Below are 18,330 nucleotides of genomic sequence, written 5' to 3' on the forward strand. Positions count from 1 at the left end.
GTGCCCGGCTACCCCATCTGCCGCACATTTCTCGCACATCACCGCGATCCCCCTGCACTGTGCGAATGTGAGCCACGCCAGTACCGCCCTCGCCCCGTCCGTCGCAGAGCAACCCGGCACCCGGCTGTCCCTCGTCTCGGCGGGCGGGGTCGCCATGGGGCTGTTCGCCACGGCCCGGCTCACCGGCATGGCCGCGCTCGCGCTGCTCGCCTGGGCGGGCGGCGGGCATCCGCTGACCCTGCTCGGCCGGTCCTGGGACTCGGCCTGGTACCTCGGCATCGCCGCACACGGCTATGGCCGCACCCTGTACTTCGGTCCCGGCATCGTCCACAGCGACCTGGCGTTCTTCCCGCTCTACCCGGCCCTGATCCGCATCCTCACGGCCCTGACCCCGCTGAGCGGCGCGGGCGCGGGCCTGCTGGTGTCCTGGACCGCCGCCGGGGTCGCCGCCGCCGGCATCTACGCGGTGGGCGCCCGGCTGCACGGCCGGGCGGTGGCCACCGCCCTGGTGCTGTTGTGGGGTCTGCTCCCGCACTCCGTCGTGCTGTCCATGGCGTACACGGAACCGGTCCTGACCGCCTTCGCCGCCTGGTCCCTGTACGCGGTGCTGGCCGGGAACTGGCTGTGGGCGGGCACCCTGGCCGCTCTCGCGGGCCTGTCCCGCCCGAACGGCTTCGCCGTCGCGCTGGCCGTGCTCGCCGCCGCCGTCCACGAACTCGTCCGCTCCCGCGGCCGGGTTGCCCACAGGCTGTGGACGGGCGCGGCGCTCGCCCCGCTCGGCTGGACGGCGTACGTCCTGTGGGTGGGCCGGCGCAGCGGGAACTGGCTGGGCGGCTACTTCGACGTGCAGCGTCTGTGGGGCTCGCGCTTCGACCTCGGCCGGGGCTCGCTCGGTTTCGCCCGCCGTCTGCTCCTGCACGGCGACCGCTTCGTCTTCCCGATGACCCTGGTGATCGTGGCGGCGGCCGTGGTCCTGTGCGCCCTGCTGGTCCTGGACCGCGCCCCGCTCCCGCTCCTCGTCTACACCGCCGTGCTCCTGCTGATCACGCTCGGCGGCTCGGGCTTCTTCGAGTCCAAGCCCCGCTTCCTGCTCCCGGCCTTCCCGCTGCTGCTCCCGCTGGCCCGGGCGCTGGTCCGCACGGCGAGAGCCCGGCCCTGGCACGCGACCGTGGTGGTCGCGGCCCTGGCCGGGCTCTCGTTCAGCTATGGCGCGTACCTGGTGGTCGTCGCGCACACGCCGCTGTAGGACCGGTTACTCGCCGTCCTCGGGCTGGTCGTCCTCGGGCTTGTCGGCCTCGTTGACGGCCTCCTCCAGGCCGAGCTGCTCGACGAGCCACTTGTCGAACTCGATCGCGGCCCGCACCCAGCTGACCGTGGACGACACGAAGTGGTTGATGTCGACGCCCATGCCGATCAGCATCTGCGCCTCACCGATGAGACGGACGGTGCCGTCGTCGTGGGTGTGGCTGTAGACCTTGGGCCACAGGGTCCGACGGTTCCAGTCGTCGATGGACTCGAGCAGCTGCGGCTTCTCGTCGATCTTGTGGGGGCGGTCGTAGAACGTCCGTACCGAGAAGACCGCCTGCTCGTCCTCTCCGCGGAACATGAAGTACGTACGGAACGTCTCCCACGGCGCCGCGAGGTCACCCTCGTCGTCGACGACGTACTTGAGCTCCATCTGGTCGAGGAGCTGCTTCACAAGATCCTGATCCGGGATGACGGGGCCCGCCGGTCCTTGGGGCTGCGGCTCGGGCTGGCCCCCGAAGTTCGGAATCGAGGACGGGTCGATGGACATCAGTGGGACTCTCCTGCGGTCGTCTGGTTCGTCCGGTCATCACTGAGACCCGACGCAAGGTCCACCCTCTCTCTCTTGGACCGTGACGGGCAACCGACTCAGCCCCCGCGCCGCCACTTCCTGCCGGATCAGCGGGTCGAGCAGCCGAATCCCGGTGCCCGGCCCTTGGTGATCCGGCGGCGGTCCGCCGGGTTCCGCAAGGGCCGGGCACCGCTCGTCACAGCGTCTTTCCGGTGTCCCCGGCCGTCACCGGGCCCACGATCAGGCCGTCTCCGAACGCGTCCACGCGGATGGTGTCGCCGTCCTTGACCTCGCCGGCCAGGATCTCCTTGGCCAGGCGGTCGCCGATGGCGGTCTGGACCAGACGGCGCAGCGGGCGGGCGCCGTACGCCGGGTCGTTGCCCTCCTCGGCCAGCCATGCCAGCGCCTCCGGAGTGATCTCCAGGGCGAGGCGGCGGTCGGCGAGGCGCCCCGCCAGCCGGTCGATCTGGAGGCGGGCGATCCGGGCCAGTTCGTCCTTGGCCAGGGCGGAGAAGACGACCAGGTCGTCGAGCCGGTTGAGGAACTCCGGCTTGAAGGACTGCCGGACCGTCTCCAGGACCTGCCGCTTCTTCTCCTCCTCGCCGAGGACCGGGTCGACCAGGTACTGGCTGCCCAGGTTCGAGGTGAGGACCAGGATCGTGTTGCGGAAGTCGACCGTGCGGCCCTGGCCGTCGGTGAGGCGGCCGTCGTCCAGCACCTGGAGGAGGATGTCGAAGACCTCGGGGTGGGCCTTCTCCACCTCGTCCAGGAGGACCACGGTGTACGGCCTGCGGCGGACCGCCTCAGTGAGCTGGCCGCCCTCCTCGTAGCCGACGTATCCGGGCGGGGCGCCGACCAGCCGGGCCACGCTGTGCTTCTCGCTGTACTCCGACATGTCGATCCGGACCATCGCCCGCTCGTCGTCGAAGAGGAAGTCGGCGAGGGCCTTGGCGAGTTCCGTCTTGCCGACACCGGTCGGGCCGAGGAAGAGGAAGGAGCCGGTGGGGCGGTCCGGGTCGGCGATCCCGGCGCGGGACCGTCGTACGGCGTCCGACACCGCTCGTACGGCCTCGGTCTGACCGATCAGCCGGCGGCCCAGCTCGTCCTCCATCCGGAGCAGCTTCTGGGTCTCGCCCTCCATCAGACGGCCGGCCGGGATGCCGGTCCAGGCGGCCACCACGTCGGCGATGTCGTCGGAGCCGACCTCGTCCTTGACCATGGTGTCCCGGGCCGTCTCCTCCTCGGCCTCGGAGGCGGCCTCCAACTCCTTCTCCAGCTGCGGGATCTCGCCGTACAGCAGCTTGGAGGCGGTGTCGAAGTCGCCGTCGCGCTGGGCGCGTTCGGCGGTCCCGCGCAGTTCGTCGAGCTTCTCCTTCAGCTCGCCGACCCGGTTCAGGGACTGCTTCTCGCGCTCCCAGCGGGCGTTGAGGCCGCGCAGGTCCTCCTCCTTGTCGGCGAGGTCGCGGCGCAGCTTCTCCAGGCGCTCCCGGGAGGCCGGGTCGGTCTCCTTCTCCAGCGCCAGCTCCTCCATCTTCAACCGGTCGACGGCGCGCTGGAGTTCGTCGATCTCGACGGGGGACGAGTCGATCTCCATGCGCAGCCGGGAGGCCGCCTCGTCGACCAGGTCGATGGCCTTGTCGGGCAGGAAGCGGGAGGTGATGTAGCGGTCCGAGAGGGTCGCGGAGGCGACCAGCGCGCTGTCGGCGATCTGGACCTTGTGGTGGGCCTCGTAACGGCCCTTCAGGCCACGGAGGATGGCGATGGTGTCCTCGACCGTCGGCTCGGCGACCAGTACTTGCTGGAAGCGCCGCTCCAACGCCGGGTCCTTCTCGATGCGTTCGCGGTACTCGTCGAGGGTCGTGGCGCCGACCATGCGCAGTTCGCCGCGGGCCAGCATCGGCTTCAGCATGTTGCCGGCGTCCATGGCGGAGTCGCCGCCGGCGCCCGCGCCGACGACCGTGTGCAGCTCGTCGATGAAGGTGATGATCTGCCCGTCGGAGTCCTTGATCTCCGCGAGGACGGTCTTGAGCCGCTCCTCGAACTCACCGCGGTACTTGGCCCCGGCGACCATGGCTCCGAGGTCCAGCGAGACGAGCCGCTTGTTCTTCAGCGACTCGGGGACGTCCCCTTTGACGATCCGCTGCGCGAGCCCCTCGACCACGGCGGTCTTGCCGACGCCCGGCTCACCGATGAGCACGGGGTTGTTCTTGGTGCGGCGGGACAGCACCTGCACGACCCGGCGGATCTCCTGGTCCCGTCCGATGACGGGGTCGAGCTTGCCGTCCCGGGCGGCGGCGGTGAAGTCGGTGCCGAACTTCTCCAGCGCCTTGTACTGGCCCTCGGGGTCGGCGGTGGTCACCCGGCGTCCGCCGCGCGCCTTCTGGAAGGCCTCCACCAGCTTCTTCGCGGTGGCCCCCTGCCGGTCGAGCACCTCGCCGGCCGGGCCGCCCTTCGCGGCGATGCCGATGAGCAGGTGCTCGGTGGAGAGGTAGTCGTCGCCCAGGTCCTTGGCGCGCTCGCCGGCGTCGGCGAGGACCGCGAGCAGGTCGCGGTTGGGCTGCGGGGGCGCGACCGTGGAGCCGGTCACGCTGGGCAGCGCGGCCAGCGCCCGCTCGGCGCCCTGGCGTACGGCGGCCTGGTCGGCGTCGACGGCCGCGAGCAGGTCGGTGATGTTCTCGTTGTCCTGCCCCTGGAGCAGAGCCAGCAGCAGGTGGGCAGGCGTGAGGTCCGCATGCCCCATGGTCACGGCACGGTTGCTGGCCGCGTTGATCGCGTCCCGGCTCCTGTTGGTCAGCTCGGCGTCCACGTTCGCGTTCTCCTCCTCGGCGTCGTACGACTGACTCCGTCAACGTACATAAAGTTGAGTCTATTCCACTCAAGGTGGAGTCGGGAGTCCTTCCGGCGACTAGCTTTCAGGCCATGAGTACATACCGCGTGAACCCGTCCGCACCGGACGAGGCCTACGTCAGCTTCTGGCAGGAACGCCACCTGTGCACCCTCACGACACTGCGGCCCGACGGCAGCCCGCATGTCGTTCCCGTCGGGGTGACATACGACCCGGAGGCGCGGCTGGCTCGGGTGATCACCAACAAGACGAGCACGAAGGTGTCCCATGTGCTGGGCGCCGGGCCGGACGGGGCCCGGGTGGCGGTGTGCCAGGTGGCCGGGCGGCGGTGGGCGACGCTGGAGGGGCGGGCGTACGTCCGGACCGAGCCGGGACGGGTGGCGGAGGCCGAGCGGCGGTACGCGGAGCGGTACGGGAGAACCCCCGGGGAGAACCCGTCCCGGGTGGTCATCGAGATCGAGGTGGAGGGCGCACTGGGGCGGGGGTGAGCGGAGCGGGCCGGCACCTCGGGGCGACCACCCCGTTCTACCGGCGGGTTTCGGCCACCGTGAACGTTGACCGGAAACGGTCGATACCTCGAAATGTCCCCCGAAAACTGCAGCGGCGTCACCGTGTTCAGGTCACGGTGACGCCGCTGCTGGGGGAAGCACCTGAGCGATCTTTTACGACGGGGGAATCGCGTCAGGCACTGCGGGGGGTGGCCGAGATGGTCCTCACGTCCGGCACCTCCGGCTCAGCCAGCCGGTGGTCCCGTTGGTCCAGGTTCACAAAGATCATTCCGTACCGGACGGCACAGCGGACGGGCTGTGGCGCGCCCCGGGGCTTGCGCAGACACCGGTAGGCCCGTACGTCCTCGTCCTCGTCCCGCGTGACGACGACCGGCTCACCGAAGACGGTCACCATCAACGAGTCACCACTGTGGGGGATGGCGGTGACCAGGTCGATGAAGTGCCAGCCCGAGCGGTAGGCGGTGGCCATTTCGCGGCGGAAGGATCGGTCGTCCGGTGGGGTGGTCACGTCAGCTCCCAGCTCAGTCTGCCGTACTGGCGTTCACAGCTACCGCAGGCCATTCGGTGATCGCCTGCACTTCGCCTTTCTTGTCGGACACTCCACGGAGACCTCCCACGACCACCAGGACGGAGAAGGCGGCGACGAGCACCGAGCGAAGCAGTCTGTTACGCATTGTCGGCTTCGTTCCTCACTTGAAGGTCCCCTTTTCCCCCGCCAGGTACGACGATGGCTCATTCGGGCACGTCGTGGCCACAGGATCAGTGCATCATGTTCCTGCATGTTCAGGACCCTGGGGGGTGGAGATTTGGCAACCAATCGGGCGAAAGCGGCACATCCTCATCCGATGACCGAGCTGTGTGACGAAGGCCGCCGTCTTTACGCCATCTCCCTGCGCTCAGGACGCGTCGCCCGCAAGGACGCGGAAGCCGCTCCCTGTCTGATGGAGTTCGCGCTTCTCCATCCGGATCCGGACGACGCCGACTGGTTGCGGCCGGTCCCGCCGGCCATCGCACTGGCCCGCCGGCTGAACCCGATCGAGCGCGAGATCACCGAGCGCAGACAACTGTCGGTCGAGCTCTCCCAGATATTCGAGCCCTTCATGTCGATCGGCGCGGAGGTGAACACCCCCAGCGACTCCATCACCGTCCTGGAAGGCGGCGACCGGATCAACGCGGCCCTCAACCTCGCCACTTCGCAGGTCCGCACCGAACTCGTCACGGTACAGCCGTCCGACCGCATCTCGGAGAGCAGCCTGCTGAAGAGCCTTGAACGCGACCGGGCCCTGATCGAACGCGGTGTGAAGATCCGGAGCCTGTACCAGCACACGGCCCGCTACAACCCGGAGAAGCTGGCGTACTCGGCCCAGCTCTCGGACGGCAAGGTCGAGTACCGCACCATCGACGAACTGGTGGAACGGCTGATAATCGTCGACGGAGCGATCGCGTTCATCCCCGCCCGCGACGACCAGAAGATCGCCCTGGAACTGCGCCACCCCGGCCTGATCCGCTACCTCATGAAGGTCTTCGAGTACCTGTGGGACCGGGCCGTGCCGATGAGCGCCGGCGGGCCGTACTCGGCCGACTCCGACGGCATCACCGAGATCCAGTACTCCATCGCCAAGCTTCTCGTGGAGGGCCACGTCGACGAGGCCATCGCCCGCAGGCTGGGGATGAACGTACGCACCTGCCGCGCCCATATCGCCAAGCTGGCCCAGGCCCTCGGCAGCGGCAGCCGCGCCCAACTCGGCTATCTCATCGCCCAGTCCGGCCTCCTGGAACAGACGCTCCCGGGGGAGGGTGACACCCGGTGACGTACACCCCGCACATCGAACACGGCATCGAGGACCTGTGCGACGCGGGGACGAAACTCTACGAACACGCCCTGCGCCAGGGGCGGCTGTCCGCCGAGGACGTCGCCGAGGCCCCCTGCCTCGTCGACCTCGGCCTGCTCCACCCGGCGCTGGACGACGTCGACCGGCTGGAGCCCGTCGCCCCGGACATCGCCCTGAACCGGCTCCTGCGCGGATCCCGCGCCCGCATCGCCGAGGAATGGCGGCTGGAGGAGCGCCTGCTGGAACTCCTCGGACCGCTGACGACCATCCAGGGCATGCCCGGCACGACGACGGACTCCCCGGCCCTACGGCTGCTGAGCGGCACCCGGCGGATCAACCAGGCGCTCGACGAGGCCATGGCCGAGGCCCGGCTGGAAGTCCTCTGCGTCCAGCCGCACGCCGGCCTGGTCGGTGAACGCGGCGAGGCGGCCCTCCCGGCCGCCCACGAGCGCGACCAGACGTTCCTCGACCGCGGCGGCCGCATTCGCACGCTCTACCAGCACACCCTGCGCCATCTGCCGAACGTGTACACCTACGCCGAGGACCTGAAGGGCGACAATGAGGCCCGCGGCCTCGACGAGGTGCCCGACCGGCTCGTGCTCATCGACCAGACGGTCGCCTTCGTCCCTGCCAACGCCGACGGCACCCTTGCCCTGGAAGTCCGCCACCCCGCCCTGGTCAAGTACCTGACCACCACCTTCGAACGGCTCTGGCGCCTGGCCACCCCGATGTTCCCCAAGACCGAGCAGCGCCCCACCGTCAACGGCATCACCCCCCGCCAGCAGGCCATCGCCGCCCTCCTCGTCGAGGGCCACACCGACGCCGTCATCGCCGAACGCCTCGGCATGAACGTGCGCACCGCCCGCGTCCACATCGCCAAGCTCGCCGCCACCCTCGGCAGCGAGAGCCGCGCCCAACTCGGCTTTCTGATAGGTCAGTCGGGGATCCTCGACGAACCGGCGCCCGTGCGATGAGCCGCTGCGAGCACGGCGTCGACGAGCTGTGCCCGGCCGGCGCCGCACTCTACGAACGCGCCCTGCGCACCGGACACATCACCGCCGAGGACGCCGCCGACACACCCTGCCTCACCGACTTCGGCCTCCTCCACCCCGCACTGGACGACGTCACCCGGCTGCAACCCGTGACCCCCGCAGCAGCCCTGCACCGGCTCCTGCGCGCGGCCCGCAGCCGCGTCGCCGCCGAACGGCACCGCGAGAACCGGCTGGTGGACCTGTTCGAACCACTGACGCAGATCAACGGGCGGGCGGCTCCGGACATCGCGCCCCTGCACCTGCTCAGCGGTACCCAGCAGATCAACCGGGCCATTTCGCAGGCACTGGCGGAGGCGACCACGGAGGTCATCGGCATCCAGCCGCGTGTCGGCCTCGTCGGCCCGCGCGGCGCAGCCGCCCAGCAGATCGCCCTCGCCCGGGACCAGGCCTTCCTGGACGGCGGCGGCCGCATTCGCACCCTCTACCAGCACTCGCTGCGCCATGTGCCGAGCGTCTACACCTATGTCGAGCACCTGAAGGGCGACAGCACCGGCCGCAGCCTCGACGAGGTCCCCGACCGCCTCATCGTCATCGACCAGACGGTCGCCTTCGTCCCCGCCGACGCCGAAGGCACCCTCGCCCTGGAAGTCCGCCACCCCGCCCTGGTCGGCTACCTGGTCACCACCTTCAACCGGCTCTGGCAGCTCGCCACACCCATGTTCCCCAAACCGGAACGCCGCCCCACCGTCAACGGCATCACCCCCCGCCAGCAGGCCATCGCCGCCCTCCTCGTCGAGGGCCACACCGACGCCGTCATCGCCGAACGCCTCGGCATGAACATCCGCACCGCCCGCGACCACATCGCCAAGCTCGCCGCGACCCTCGGCAGCGAGAGCCGCGCCCAACTCGGCTATCTCATCGGACGCTCGGGGATCCTTGCCCAGGAAGATCAGGAAGGCTGACCACGGCCGGCGGACCGCTCGTCCCGCCGGGCGGCCGGTCCAGCCCCACCTGCGCTATCCGCACACCCAGTTGGGTACGGCTGGCCGCGCCCAGGGTCTCCGAGAGGCGCGCGATATGGGCGCGGCAGGTACGCACGCTGATGCCCAGGCGCTCGGCGATCACCGCGTCCTGGTGGCCCTCCGCAAGGAGCGCCGCAATGGATTGCTCCCTATGTGAGATGCCCTCGATACCGGTGTCGGGGAGAGGGGCGGTGAGCGGGATCGCCAGCCGCCAGAGCCGTTCGAAGACGGTGACCAGGTACCCGACCAGAGCGGGATGGCGCAGCTCCAGGGCCATCGTGCGGTCGGCGTTCGCGGGGATGAACGCCACCGTGCGGTCGAAGAGGATCAGGCGGTCGATGACCTCGTCGAGGGTGCGGGCCTCCACCGCGTCGCCCATCAGCTCCAGGTAGTTGAGCAGCCCCTGGCCGTGCCGGGCGACATGCGTGTACAGGTCGCGCATCCGCACGCCCCGGCCGCGCAGGGCGACGGCCCGGTGCAGGCCCTCGGTCAGCTCGGACTCGCGGCGGATGCCGCCCGGCTGCACGGTCAGCACCTCGGTCGTGCACGCCTGGGTCGCCTCGTCCATGGCCGCCTGGATCCGCGACAGCCCGTCAAGGACCCGGATCGCCGCCGTGCCCTCGGCGGAGGCCGACGCGGCCCGCAACTGCCGTCCCAGACCGGCGTACCAGTCGAACGCCGCCACCGCCGAGCCCATCCGCCGCTGGCTGTCCGTGACCTCGTCGTAGACCCCGCGCAGCAGCCGGGTCATGACCTCCTGCGGGGAGGTCGGCACCAGCCAGTCCATGTCGTCGGGGTCCGGGTGCAGCAGCGCCAGCTCCAGCAGACAGGGCACCGCGTCGGCGTCCGTGCGCGGCACCCGGCCCCGGCGCACGGCCCGGGAGTAGACACGGTCCCCGGCGGCGCACAGCCGGTCGGCACCGTGTGGATGCTCCTCCGCCCCGTGCCCGGTCATCGCCCATTCCACCCCCGGTTTGCTGCCTCTTCCGCAGCGCAACTATGAGCGGTCCGGACCGGCTCCGCAACACGGCTCCCCTCGCACCGGGCGCCGTAATGCACCGGTACGACGGGGTATCGTCCGGCCTCCGCAGCCCGCGTTGCAACAAGATGACGGTGGTGCGCATGGGGTGCGGAAGGCAAGGTGGGAACCGCTTCCCACGGGCGTTGCCGGACGCCCGGTGGGTGCTCCGGCCGGCATCCCCCGCGGGCCGGAGCACCCGCGCAACGCGTCCACGGGGGAGTTGCGTTGCGGGGAGGGCCGCTCGCGGGCACGTGACGTGGAGGACCAGGCGGATCCCCGAAATCCGCCAGTGATCGCCGCGTTACGTGCCCGCTCTAACGTCCCCTCATGGCGGACATATTTGACGCGTACGCGTTGGCCGACGCGTGGGACGAGATGTTTGTGCGGCCGGGTGAGGTCAGGACCGCCTATGAGCCGGTGCTGGCGGCACTTCAGCCGATCGAGCCGAGTGAACTGCGCTTCCGGGCCGACCAGATGGCCCGTGCCTTCACCGACCGGGGCGTGACCTACGCCTTCGCGGGCGAGGAGCGGCCCTGGCCGCTGGACCTGGTGCCCAGGATCCTCGACGCCCTGGAATGGGATCTCATACGAAGAGGCGTCGCCCAGCGGGTACGGGCCCTGGAGGCCTATCTCGCCGACGCCTACGGACATGCCCGCGCCTTCGAGGACGGTGTGGTCCCCTGGCGGCTGCTGCTGGGCTCACCGCACTTCCACCGGGCGGCGCACGCGGTGGAGCCGCCCGGCGGGGTGCGCATCCATGTGGCCGGGATCGACCTGGTCCGGGACGAGGCCGGCGCCTTCCGGGTGCTGGAGGACAACGTGCGGGTGCCGAGCGGGGTGTCGTACGTCATCGAGAACCGCAGGGCCATGACCCGGGTCTTTCCCTCCCTCTTCGCCGAACAGCACGTGCTGCCGGTCGACGGGTACCCACAGCGGCTGCTGGCCGCGCTGCGGGCCGCGGCGCCCGGCGGGGCGGCGAGCGACCCCCGGGTCGTCGTCCTCACCCCCGGCCCCAGCAACGCGGCCTACTTCGAACACGCCCTGCTCGCCCGGCTGATGGGCGTGCAGCTGGTGGAGGGCCACGACCTGGTGTGCCGCAGCAACCGGGTGTGGATGCGGACGACCCGGGGCGAGGTGCCCGTGCACGTCGTGTACCGGCGGCTCGACGACGACTTCCTCGACCCGCTGCACTTCCGCCCCGACTCGGTGATCGGCTGCCCCGGCATCCTGAGCGCCGCCGTCGCCGGGAACGTCACACTCGCGAACGCCGTCGGCAACGGCATCGCCGACGACAAGCTCCTCTACACCTACGTCCCGGACCTCATCCGCTACTACCTCGGCGAGGAACCGGTTCTCCCCAATGTGGAGTCCTACCGGCCCGATGAACCGGGCCAGTTGGAGGCGGTCCTCGACCAGCTGGACCAGCTCGTGGTGAAGCCCGTGGACGGGGCCGGCGGGCAGGGGATCGTCATCGGCCCGAAGGCCGACCGGGACACCCTGGAACGCACTCGCAAAGCGGTCGCCGCCGACCCGCGCGGCTTCATCGCGCAGCGCCCGGTCGCCCTCTCCACCTCTCCCACCCTCGCGGGTGACCGCATGGCCCCGCGCCACATCGACCTGCGCCCGTTCGCCGTGAACGACGGCGACGACATCTGGGTGCTGCCCGGCGGCCTCACCCGGGTCGCCCTCCAGGAGGGCAACCTGATCGTCAACTCCAGCCAGGGCGGCGGCTCCAAGGACACCTGGGTACTCGCCGAGGGCCCCGCCGAGCGCCCGGCGCCGGCCGGCACGGGCCCGATCCCCGCGATCGCCCCGCGCCGCCTGGGCCCCGACGGCACCCGTGCCGTCGTACCGGAAGGAGCGCAGCAGCAGTGAACGACGTGATCCTCTCCCGTATCGCCGAGTCGCTGACCTGGACCGGACGGTATGTCGAACGGGCCGATGCCACCGGCCGCATCCTCGACGCCTATCTGCACCGGATGCTGGAGGACCCCTGGCGCGACGAGGACGCCGCCTGCCGCTCGCTGTATGCGATCCTCGGCGTGGACGCCGGCGCGCAGCGGGTGGACATGCAGCAGGTCCTGGACCAGCTCGCCTTCGACGCCCGCTCCACGTGCTCCATCGAGGGCGCCCTGAGCGCGGCCCGGCTGAACGCGCGCAGCGCCCGCGAGGCCGTCTCCTCCGAGATGTGGGAGTGCCTCAACTCCACCTGGCACGCGCTCGCCGACCAGCGACGGGCGGCCCGCCGCACCGGCCCGTACGCCTACCTGGAGCTGGTCCGCAGCCGGGCCGCCCTGTTCTTCGGGCTCGCCGACTCCACCATGAGCCGGGACGACAGCTGGCGGTTCGTGGTCCTCGGACGCAGCCTGGAACGGGTCGACATGACCGTACGGCTGCTGTCGGTGCGCGTACTGGACGCGGCGCACGCGCCGGACTGGCCGACGCTGCTCAGCGCCAGCGGGGCCGACGAGGCCTACGCGCGGGTGCACAGCGGGTTCGGGGACACCCCGCGGGTGGCCGAGTACCTGCTCCTGGACCGGGACTTCCCGCGCTCGGCCCTGCACGCGCTGAGCACGGCGGAGGAGTGCCTGGCCGCGCTCGGCCGGCCCCGTCAGGATCCGGCGCGCTCCCCCATCGGCCGGGCCCGCACCCGCCTCGAATACCTGGACACCGCCTCCCTGGAAGAACAGCTGCCGGTCCTGCTCCGGGACCTGCAACAGGCCTGCATGGCCTCCGCCGACGCGGTCGCGGAGCGGTTCTTCCCGTACCAGGGGCCCGTGGAGTGGGCCCAGGAAGGAGCCTGACATGGCTCGTCGCCTCCGCATCCGGCACACCACCCGGGTCTCCTACGCCCAGCCCGCCTCCTCCTCGCACAACGAGGTCCGGATGACCCCGCTCACCCTGCCGGGACAGACGACCCTGGACGCACGGGTCACGGTCAGTCCCGCGACCTCGGTGTGGTCGTACTGGGACTACTGGGGCACCCAGGTCACCGGCTTCGACCTGATGGATCCGCACGAGGATCTGACGATCACGGCGTCCAGCCTGGTGGAGACCTCGGCGCCGGGGCCGTTGCCCACCGCGCCCACCTGGGGTGAGCTGTCCGAACGGGCGGCCGGCTCACGCCTCCTGGAGTTCATCGGCCCCACGGAGCGTACGACGGTACCGAAGAAGCTGGTCAGGAAGGCGCGGGGCGCCGCCGCCGGGCTGGCGCCGCACGAGGCCGCGGCGGCCGTCTCCGAGATGGTCGCCGACCGGGTGGCGTACCTTCCGGGGGCGACCGGGGTGAACACGTCCCCCGCGGAGGCATGGGCCCAGCGGGCGGGGGTGTGCCAGGACATCACGCATCTGACGATCGCGCTGCTGCGCGGGGTGGGGCTGCCGACCCGGTACGTCTCGGGCTATCTGCACCCGGAGCGGGAGGCGGAGCTGCACCGGCCCGTCGCCGGGCAGAGCCACGCGTGGATCGAGTACTGGGCGGGCGAGTGGTGCGGGTACGACCCCACGAACCGGGTACGGGCGGACGAGTCGCATGTGGTGGTGGCCCGGGGCCGGGACTACGACGACGTGACTCCGCACAAGGGGTCTACCGGGGGGTTCCCGGAGGGGCCCCGGAGGTGAGTGTGGAGTTCACAAGGGTCGCGTAGTCGGCTGCGGGACGGTGGGGGCCGGTCGCGCCCACGCGGCGACAGCCGCCGCACATCGACACGGCCCGCGTCCCTTTGGGGCGCGGGCTCCCGCCGCGTGGGCCTACTTGAGACCCACCGCCGCGCACGCCGACTTGTACTCGGCCGTGCAGATCTGCGAGACCTTGTAGATGCCGTCGGCGACGACGGTGTCCTTGATCTTGCTCTTGGTCACGGCGTTGACCTGCACCAGCTGGGACGGGATGTTCTTGGTGGTCGGGCTGTCGACCTGGTCCTGGGTGAGCGCGTCGAACTGGATGTCCTTGCCCTGCACCTTGTAGACGGCCATCTCGGCGGCGGCCTCGGCCTCGTCCGGGTAGGGCTTGTAGACGGTCATGTACTGCTCGCCCGCGAGGATCCGCTGGATCGCGTCGAGGTCGGCGTCCTGGCCGGTGATCGGCGGCATGTTCGTGACGCCGTCCGCCTTGAGGGCCTTGATGATGCCGCCCGCCATGGCGTCGTTCGCGGAGTAGACCGCGGCGACGTTGTCCTTGCCGATCGCGGCGACCGCCTTGGCTGTCTCCTTCTGGGCGATCACCGGGTCCCACTTGTCGGTGTCGTACGACGCCGCGATCGTCACCTTGCCGCTCAGCTCGGACAGGGCGCCCGTCTTGAACTGCTTGGCGTTCGGGTCGGTCGGCGAGCCGTTGACCATGATGACCTTGTCGGAGGTGTCGACGTTCGACCCGAGGCCTTCGAGGAGGGTACGGGCCTGCACCTCGCCCACCAGCTCGTTGTCGAAGGAGACGTAGGAGTCGATCGGGCCCTCGGCGAGACGGTCGTAGGCGATGACCGGGATGCCCGCGTCCTTGGCCTTCTTCACCGAGCTCGCGATGCCGTGCGCGTCGACGGCGTCCAGGATGATCACGTCGACCTTGTCGTCGATCATCTTCTGCATCTGCGTCACCTGCTTGGAGGCGGAGGACGCGGCGTTCGCGTAGGTGACGTGACCCTGCTTGTTCGTGAGCTCCGCGATCTTGGACGCCATGATCGGGTAGTCGAAGTTCGTGTACCGGGTGTTGATGGTGTCCGGCATCAGCACACCCACGGTGATGTCGTTGCCCTTGGTCGGTGTCGCGGAGGTCGATGAACCCGTCGCGTCGAGCATGCCGCAACCGGCGAGCGAGAGGGTCATCGTGGACGCGGCCACGAACATGGCTATACGACGCATACGGGGGCTCACTTCAGGTGCGTTCCGAACGTGGGGCTGCTTTGCGACCCAGATGTCTGAAAAGCCAACGCGGAGGCCGTACCCGGCGTCAAGCGGAATCACTTAACGAGTGCGCAACACCACGCTCCGCCGATCGTGTGAAGAGTCAGCGGAACCATCTCCAAACGCCCTTTACGGACCGTCCATCCAAAGGGAGTTCATGGGGAGGCAAAGACCAGTACAACCAAGTCCTTTCCTCATGAGTCGACATCGACACGGCCGTCCCCGCCGTGTCGATCCGATCAGAGGAACGAATGAACCCAGCCAGAAGCGCCTCGGCCGCCGCCGTGGTGCTCGCCACCGCCGGCACCCTGCTCGGCGGTACGGCCGCCACCGCCTCGGCGGCCACGACCTGCTCCACTCCGGTCTTCAAGCGGCAGTTCTTCGCGAACACCACCTTCAAGGGCACCCCGAAGAAGACCGACTGCGACTCCGCGGTCAGCGAAAGCTGGAGCGGTGCCCCCGCGTCCGGGCTGCCGAAGGACAACTTCGGGTGCGGTGGAGCGTGACCCGTGACTTCGGCTCCGGCGGGCCCTTCGCCCTCGCCGCCTCCGGGCTCGACGGGATCCGGGTGTACGTGGACGGCGTCCGCAAGGTCGACCTGTGGAAGAACACCACGAAGACGGTGAGCAGGACCGTCAACGTGACCGTCCCCAAGGGCAAGCACACCCTGCGCGTCGACCACGTCAACTGGACCGGCGCCGCCAAGGTCAAGTTCACGTACACGCCTCGCACTTCGGCGACCGTCGACAAGATCGGGCCGCTGACGCCGATCGACCCGCTGGTGTCGTACGACACGGCGGGCAACAAGGCGAAGCTCAGCTGGGGCCGGAACGCGGAGATGGACCTCGCGGGCTACCGGGTCTACCGGCGGCTGCGGGGCAGCACGAGCTGGACCCGGCTGGCGGCCACCGCCACGACCTCGTACACCGACACCCCGCCGGCGACCGGCGCCGTCTACTACTACGAGGCGCGTGCCTACGACAAGGCCGGCAACGAGTCGGCGGGTACCGCCGACCAGCCGGTCACCAGCATCACGCTGGCCGCGCCGGGCGGGCTCGACTCGTCGGTCACGGACACCACGGCCGAGCTGTCCTGGAAGGCGGTGCCGGCGCGGTGAAGTACCGGGTGGTGCGCACCGGTCCGAGAGGCGGCGAGACGGTCACGGACGTGACCGGGAACCACCTCAGCGACGAGACGGTCAACCGCAGCTACACGTACAAGTACAAGGTCGCCGCGGTGGACGGCACCGGTCACCTGTCACCGTACAGCGACACGGTGAGCGCCCACCGGCCGCCGGCCGCGCCCCGCGACCTCACGGCGACCGCGGACGTCGGCGCGGCCCTGCTGTCCTGGACGGTCAAGCCCGGGGACGGCACGGTGTACGCCTTCCACGTGTACCGGTCCACCACCCTGCCCGTGCGCACGACGGGCGAGCCGGTGTCCTGCACCACGACCTACACCGAACTCTCCGACGGGTCACGGAAGTACAGCTGCACCGACGACTCGGCGGCGGAGGGCACCACGTACCACTACGTGGTGACGACGCAGGACCAGGCGTCCGCCGTCTCGCTCCCCTCCGGGACGGTCACCGTCATCACCTCGGAGTCGGACCGGCCGCCCGCCCAGGTGACCGGGCTGACCGCGACGGCCACCGAGTACGGCATCGAGCTGGACTGGGACGACAACACCGAGCCCGACCTGAAGCGGCCACGAGAAGGGCCCCGGCCTGCGGCCGGGGCCCTGCCACGCGCGTGCTGCTAGTCCTTGGCCTTCTTCGGCCGCCACACCACCAGTGCGCTGGTCTGCTGGACCTCCTGGTACGGGACCAGATCGCGGCGGTACGAGGCGTGCACCGCCGCCTCCCGCTGCTGCATCGCGGCCGCCGCGCCGTCGACCGCCGCCTGGAGTTCGGCGACGCGCTGCTGGAGCGCGATGACCTGGTTCTCCAGTTCGATGATGCGCTTGATGCCGGCCAGGTTGATGCCCTCGTCCTGCGACAACGCCTGCACCTGGCGGAGCAGTTCGATGTCGCGGGCCGAGTAGCGGCGGCCCCGCCCGGCCGTGCGGTCCGGGGAGACCAGGCCGAGGCGGTCGTACTGGCGTAGCGTCTGCGGGTGCAGTCCGGAGAGCTGGGCCGCCACCGAGATGACGTAGACCGGGGTCTCCTCGGTCAGTTCATACGGGTTACGTCGACGGCCGTCCATCTCTGTCATGCTCCCTTCGCGGCCTCGAACAGCTCGGCCCGCGGGTCCTCGCCCGCGGTCGCCTCGCGATACGCCTCAAGTGCGTCACGAGCCTTCCCCGACAGGTCCTTGGGGACACTCACCTCGACGGTGACCAGGAGGTCGCCGCGGGTGCCGTCCTTGCGGACCGCGCCCTTGCCACGGGCGCGCATGGTGCGGCCGTTGGGCGTGCCCGGGGGCAGCTTCAGGGTGACCGGCGGTCCGCCCAGGGTGGGGACCCTGACCTCGCCGCCGAGGGTGGCCTCGGTGAAGGTCACCGGGACGGTCACCGTGAGGTTGTCGTCCTTGCGGCCGAAGACCGGGTGGGTGTCCACGTGGACCATCACATAGAGGTCGCCGGCCGGGCCGCCGCGCTCGCCCGGCGCGCCCTTGCCGCGCAGCCGGATGCGCTGGCCGTCCGTCACCCCGGCGGGGATGCGGACCTGCATGGTCCGGGACGACTTGGCGCGGCCGCTGCCCTTGCAGTCCGGGCAGGGGTTCTCCGCGATCAGGCCGCGGCCCTTGCAGTCGGGGCAGGGGTCGGTGAGCGAGAAGCCGCCGCCGGATCCCCGTGCCACCTGGCCGGTGCCGACGCAGGTCGGGCACACCCGGGGTGTGCCGTTGGCGTCGCCGGTGCCCGAACAGGCCTTGCAGGGGGCCTGCGAGGACATCCGCAGCGGGACCGTGGCGCCCTCGATGGCCTCCGTGAAGCTGAGCGTGACCTCGGACTCGATGTCCTGGCCACGCCGGGGCTGGGTGCGCGCACCCGCGCCGCCGCCCCGGTTGAACAGGCCCCCCAGGACGTCACTGAAGCCGCCGCCGCCCCCGCCGAAGCCGCCCCCGCCCTGAGCGGTGCCCCCGAAGAGGTCGCCCAGGTCGAAGTTGAAGTTGCCGCCGCCCGCGCCCGGCCCGGGGCGGAAGCCGCCGTTGCCGAAGAGGGCGCGTGCCTCGTCGTACTCCTTGCGCTTCTTGGGGTCGCCGAGTATGTCGTTCGCCTCGGAGATCTCCTTGAAGCGATCCTCGGCCTTGGCGTTGCCCTTGTTGGCGTCCGGGTGGAACTCGCGGGCGAGCTTCCGGTACGCCTTCTTGATCTCGGCCTCGGTGGCGTCCTTGGGGACGCCGAGGACCTTGTAGTAGTCCTTCTCGATGAAGTCCTTGGTGCTCATCCCCGA

17 protein-coding genes and 1 pseudogene are annotated in these 18,330 nt (G+C 70.4%); 11 read left to right on the forward strand and 7 right to left on the reverse strand.

Features of this window, described 5'->3' with window-relative positions; all coding sequences use genetic code 11:
• Window positions 1–67: 67 nt before the first annotated feature.
• Window positions 68–1,246 (forward strand): hypothetical protein, encoded by a 1,179-nt coding sequence (locus EDD90_RS25890; protein ID WP_394365551.1) that lies wholly within the window; start codon window positions 68–70, stop codon window positions 1,244–1,246.
• A gap of 6 nt (window positions 1,247–1,252) precedes the next feature.
• Here EDD90_RS25890 and EDD90_RS25895 read toward each other — a convergent pair whose 3' ends face one another.
• Both EDD90_RS25895 and clpB read right to left on the reverse strand, forming a co-directional pair.
• Window positions 1,253–1,795, reverse strand: coding sequence for a YbjN domain-containing protein (locus EDD90_RS25895; protein WP_123975434.1), 543 nt, complete (start codon window positions 1,793–1,795; stop codon window positions 1,253–1,255).
• 217 nt (window positions 1,796–2,012) lie between these two features.
• Window positions 2,013–4,622 carry an ATP-dependent chaperone ClpB gene (gene clpB / locus EDD90_RS25900; RefSeq protein WP_123975435.1) on the reverse strand — a complete coding sequence of 870 codons (2,610 nt, stop codon included), beginning with the start codon at window positions 4,620–4,622 and terminating at the stop codon, window positions 2,013–2,015.
• A 113-nt stretch (window positions 4,623–4,735) separates the two neighbouring features.
• On the opposite strand from clpB, the gene EDD90_RS25905 reads away from it, so the two are divergent.
• A complete protein-coding gene (locus EDD90_RS25905) occupies window positions 4,736–5,149 on the forward strand; it encodes a pyridoxamine 5'-phosphate oxidase family protein (RefSeq protein WP_123975436.1) in 414 nt (137 codons plus the stop codon).
• A gap of 193 nt (window positions 5,150–5,342) precedes the next feature.
• Here the strand turns inward: EDD90_RS25905 and EDD90_RS25910 are convergent, their stop codons facing one another.
• Complete coding sequence (locus tag EDD90_RS25910) at window positions 5,343–5,639, reverse strand: (2Fe-2S)-binding protein (protein WP_046730465.1); 297 nt, start codon at window positions 5,637–5,639, stop codon at window positions 5,343–5,345.
• A gap of 376 nt (window positions 5,640–6,015) precedes the next feature.
• Between EDD90_RS25910 and EDD90_RS25915 the strand changes: the two genes are divergently transcribed.
• The 3 genes from EDD90_RS25915 to EDD90_RS25925 are packed head-to-tail and all read left to right on the forward strand — an operon-like array spanning window position 6,016 to window position 8,956.
• Window positions 6,016–6,981 carry a helix-turn-helix transcriptional regulator gene (locus tag EDD90_RS25915; protein WP_123975437.1) on the forward strand — a complete coding sequence of 322 codons (966 nt, stop codon included), beginning with the start codon at window positions 6,016–6,018 and terminating at the stop codon, window positions 6,979–6,981.
• Window positions 6,978–7,976, forward strand: a complete 999-nt coding sequence (locus EDD90_RS25920) for a helix-turn-helix transcriptional regulator (protein WP_123975438.1) — start codon at window positions 6,978–6,980, stop codon at window positions 7,974–7,976. The genes EDD90_RS25915 and EDD90_RS25920 overlap by 4 nt, the downstream gene beginning before the upstream one ends.
• Complete coding sequence (locus EDD90_RS25925; protein ID WP_123975439.1) at window positions 7,973–8,956, forward strand: helix-turn-helix transcriptional regulator; 984 nt, start codon at window positions 7,973–7,975, stop codon at window positions 8,954–8,956. The genes EDD90_RS25920 and EDD90_RS25925 overlap by 4 nt, the downstream gene beginning before the upstream one ends.
• On the opposite strand, the gene EDD90_RS25930 is transcribed toward EDD90_RS25925, so the two are convergent.
• Entirely contained in the window at window positions 8,910–9,971 is a 1,062-nt protein-coding gene (locus EDD90_RS25930; protein WP_123975440.1) for a helix-turn-helix transcriptional regulator, read from the reverse strand. The two genes, EDD90_RS25925 and EDD90_RS25930, sit on opposite strands and share 47 nt — an antisense overlap.
• A 393-nt stretch (window positions 9,972–10,364) precedes the next feature.
• Between EDD90_RS25930 and EDD90_RS25935 the strand changes: the two genes are divergently transcribed.
• The 3 genes and pseudogenes from EDD90_RS25935 (at window position 10,365) to EDD90_RS25945 (ending at window position 13,684) form a co-directional block, all read left to right on the forward strand.
• Window positions 10,365–11,912: a circularly permuted type 2 ATP-grasp protein gene (locus EDD90_RS25935; protein ID WP_123975441.1), complete on the forward strand. Its 1,548-nt coding sequence runs from the start codon at window positions 10,365–10,367 to the stop codon at window positions 11,910–11,912.
• A complete protein-coding gene (locus tag EDD90_RS25940) occupies window positions 11,909–12,841 on the forward strand; it encodes an alpha-E domain-containing protein (protein ID WP_123975442.1) in 933 nt (310 codons plus the stop codon). The genes EDD90_RS25935 and EDD90_RS25940 overlap by 4 nt, the downstream gene beginning before the upstream one ends.
• Before the next feature lies 1 nt (window position 12,842).
• Window positions 12,843–13,684: pseudogene (locus EDD90_RS25945) on the forward strand (transglutaminase N-terminal domain-containing protein).
• A 103-nt stretch (window positions 13,685–13,787) separates the two neighbouring features.
• On the opposite strand, the gene EDD90_RS25950 reads toward EDD90_RS25945, so the two are convergent.
• A complete protein-coding gene (locus tag EDD90_RS25950; RefSeq protein WP_123975443.1) occupies window positions 13,788–14,894 on the reverse strand; it encodes a sugar ABC transporter substrate-binding protein in 1,107 nt (368 codons plus the stop codon).
• Window positions 14,895–15,187: 293 nt separating this feature from the next.
• On the opposite strand from EDD90_RS25950, the gene EDD90_RS59065 reads away from it, so the two are divergent.
• From EDD90_RS59065 to EDD90_RS25960, 3 genes are read left to right on the forward strand one after another with little or no spacing between them, the layout of a single operon-like run.
• Window positions 15,188–15,442, forward strand: a complete 255-nt coding sequence (locus EDD90_RS59065) for a hypothetical protein (RefSeq protein WP_398925470.1) — start codon at window positions 15,188–15,190, stop codon at window positions 15,440–15,442.
• The gene (locus tag EDD90_RS59070; RefSeq protein WP_398925473.1) at window positions 15,439–16,053 is read left to right on the forward strand and encodes a hypothetical protein; all 615 of its coding nucleotides are present in this window, start codon (window positions 15,439–15,441) and stop codon (window positions 16,051–16,053) included. The genes EDD90_RS59065 and EDD90_RS59070 overlap by 4 nt, the downstream gene beginning before the upstream one ends.
• Before the next feature lie 50 nt (window positions 16,054–16,103).
• Window positions 16,104–16,697 carry a hypothetical protein gene (locus EDD90_RS25960; protein ID WP_123975444.1) on the forward strand — a complete coding sequence of 198 codons (594 nt, stop codon included), beginning with the start codon at window positions 16,104–16,106 and terminating at the stop codon, window positions 16,695–16,697.
• On the opposite strand, the gene EDD90_RS25965 is transcribed toward EDD90_RS25960, so the two are convergent.
• A complete protein-coding gene (locus EDD90_RS25965) occupies window positions 16,694–17,140 on the reverse strand; it encodes a heat shock protein transcriptional repressor HspR (RefSeq protein ID WP_089100113.1) in 447 nt (148 codons plus the stop codon). The genes EDD90_RS25960 and EDD90_RS25965 overlap by 4 nt on opposite strands.
• Before the next feature lie 5 nt (window positions 17,141–17,145).
• Window positions 17,146–18,324: a molecular chaperone DnaJ gene (gene dnaJ, locus EDD90_RS25970; protein WP_123975445.1), complete on the reverse strand. Its 1,179-nt coding sequence runs from the start codon at window positions 18,322–18,324 to the stop codon at window positions 17,146–17,148.
• Window positions 18,325–18,330: the final 6 nt, after the last annotated feature.

It is taken from the genome of Streptomyces sp. Ag109_O5-1 (genome assembly GCF_003814875.1).
Taxonomy (GTDB): Bacteria; Actinomycetota; Actinomycetes; order Streptomycetales; family Streptomycetaceae; genus Streptomyces; species Streptomyces sasae.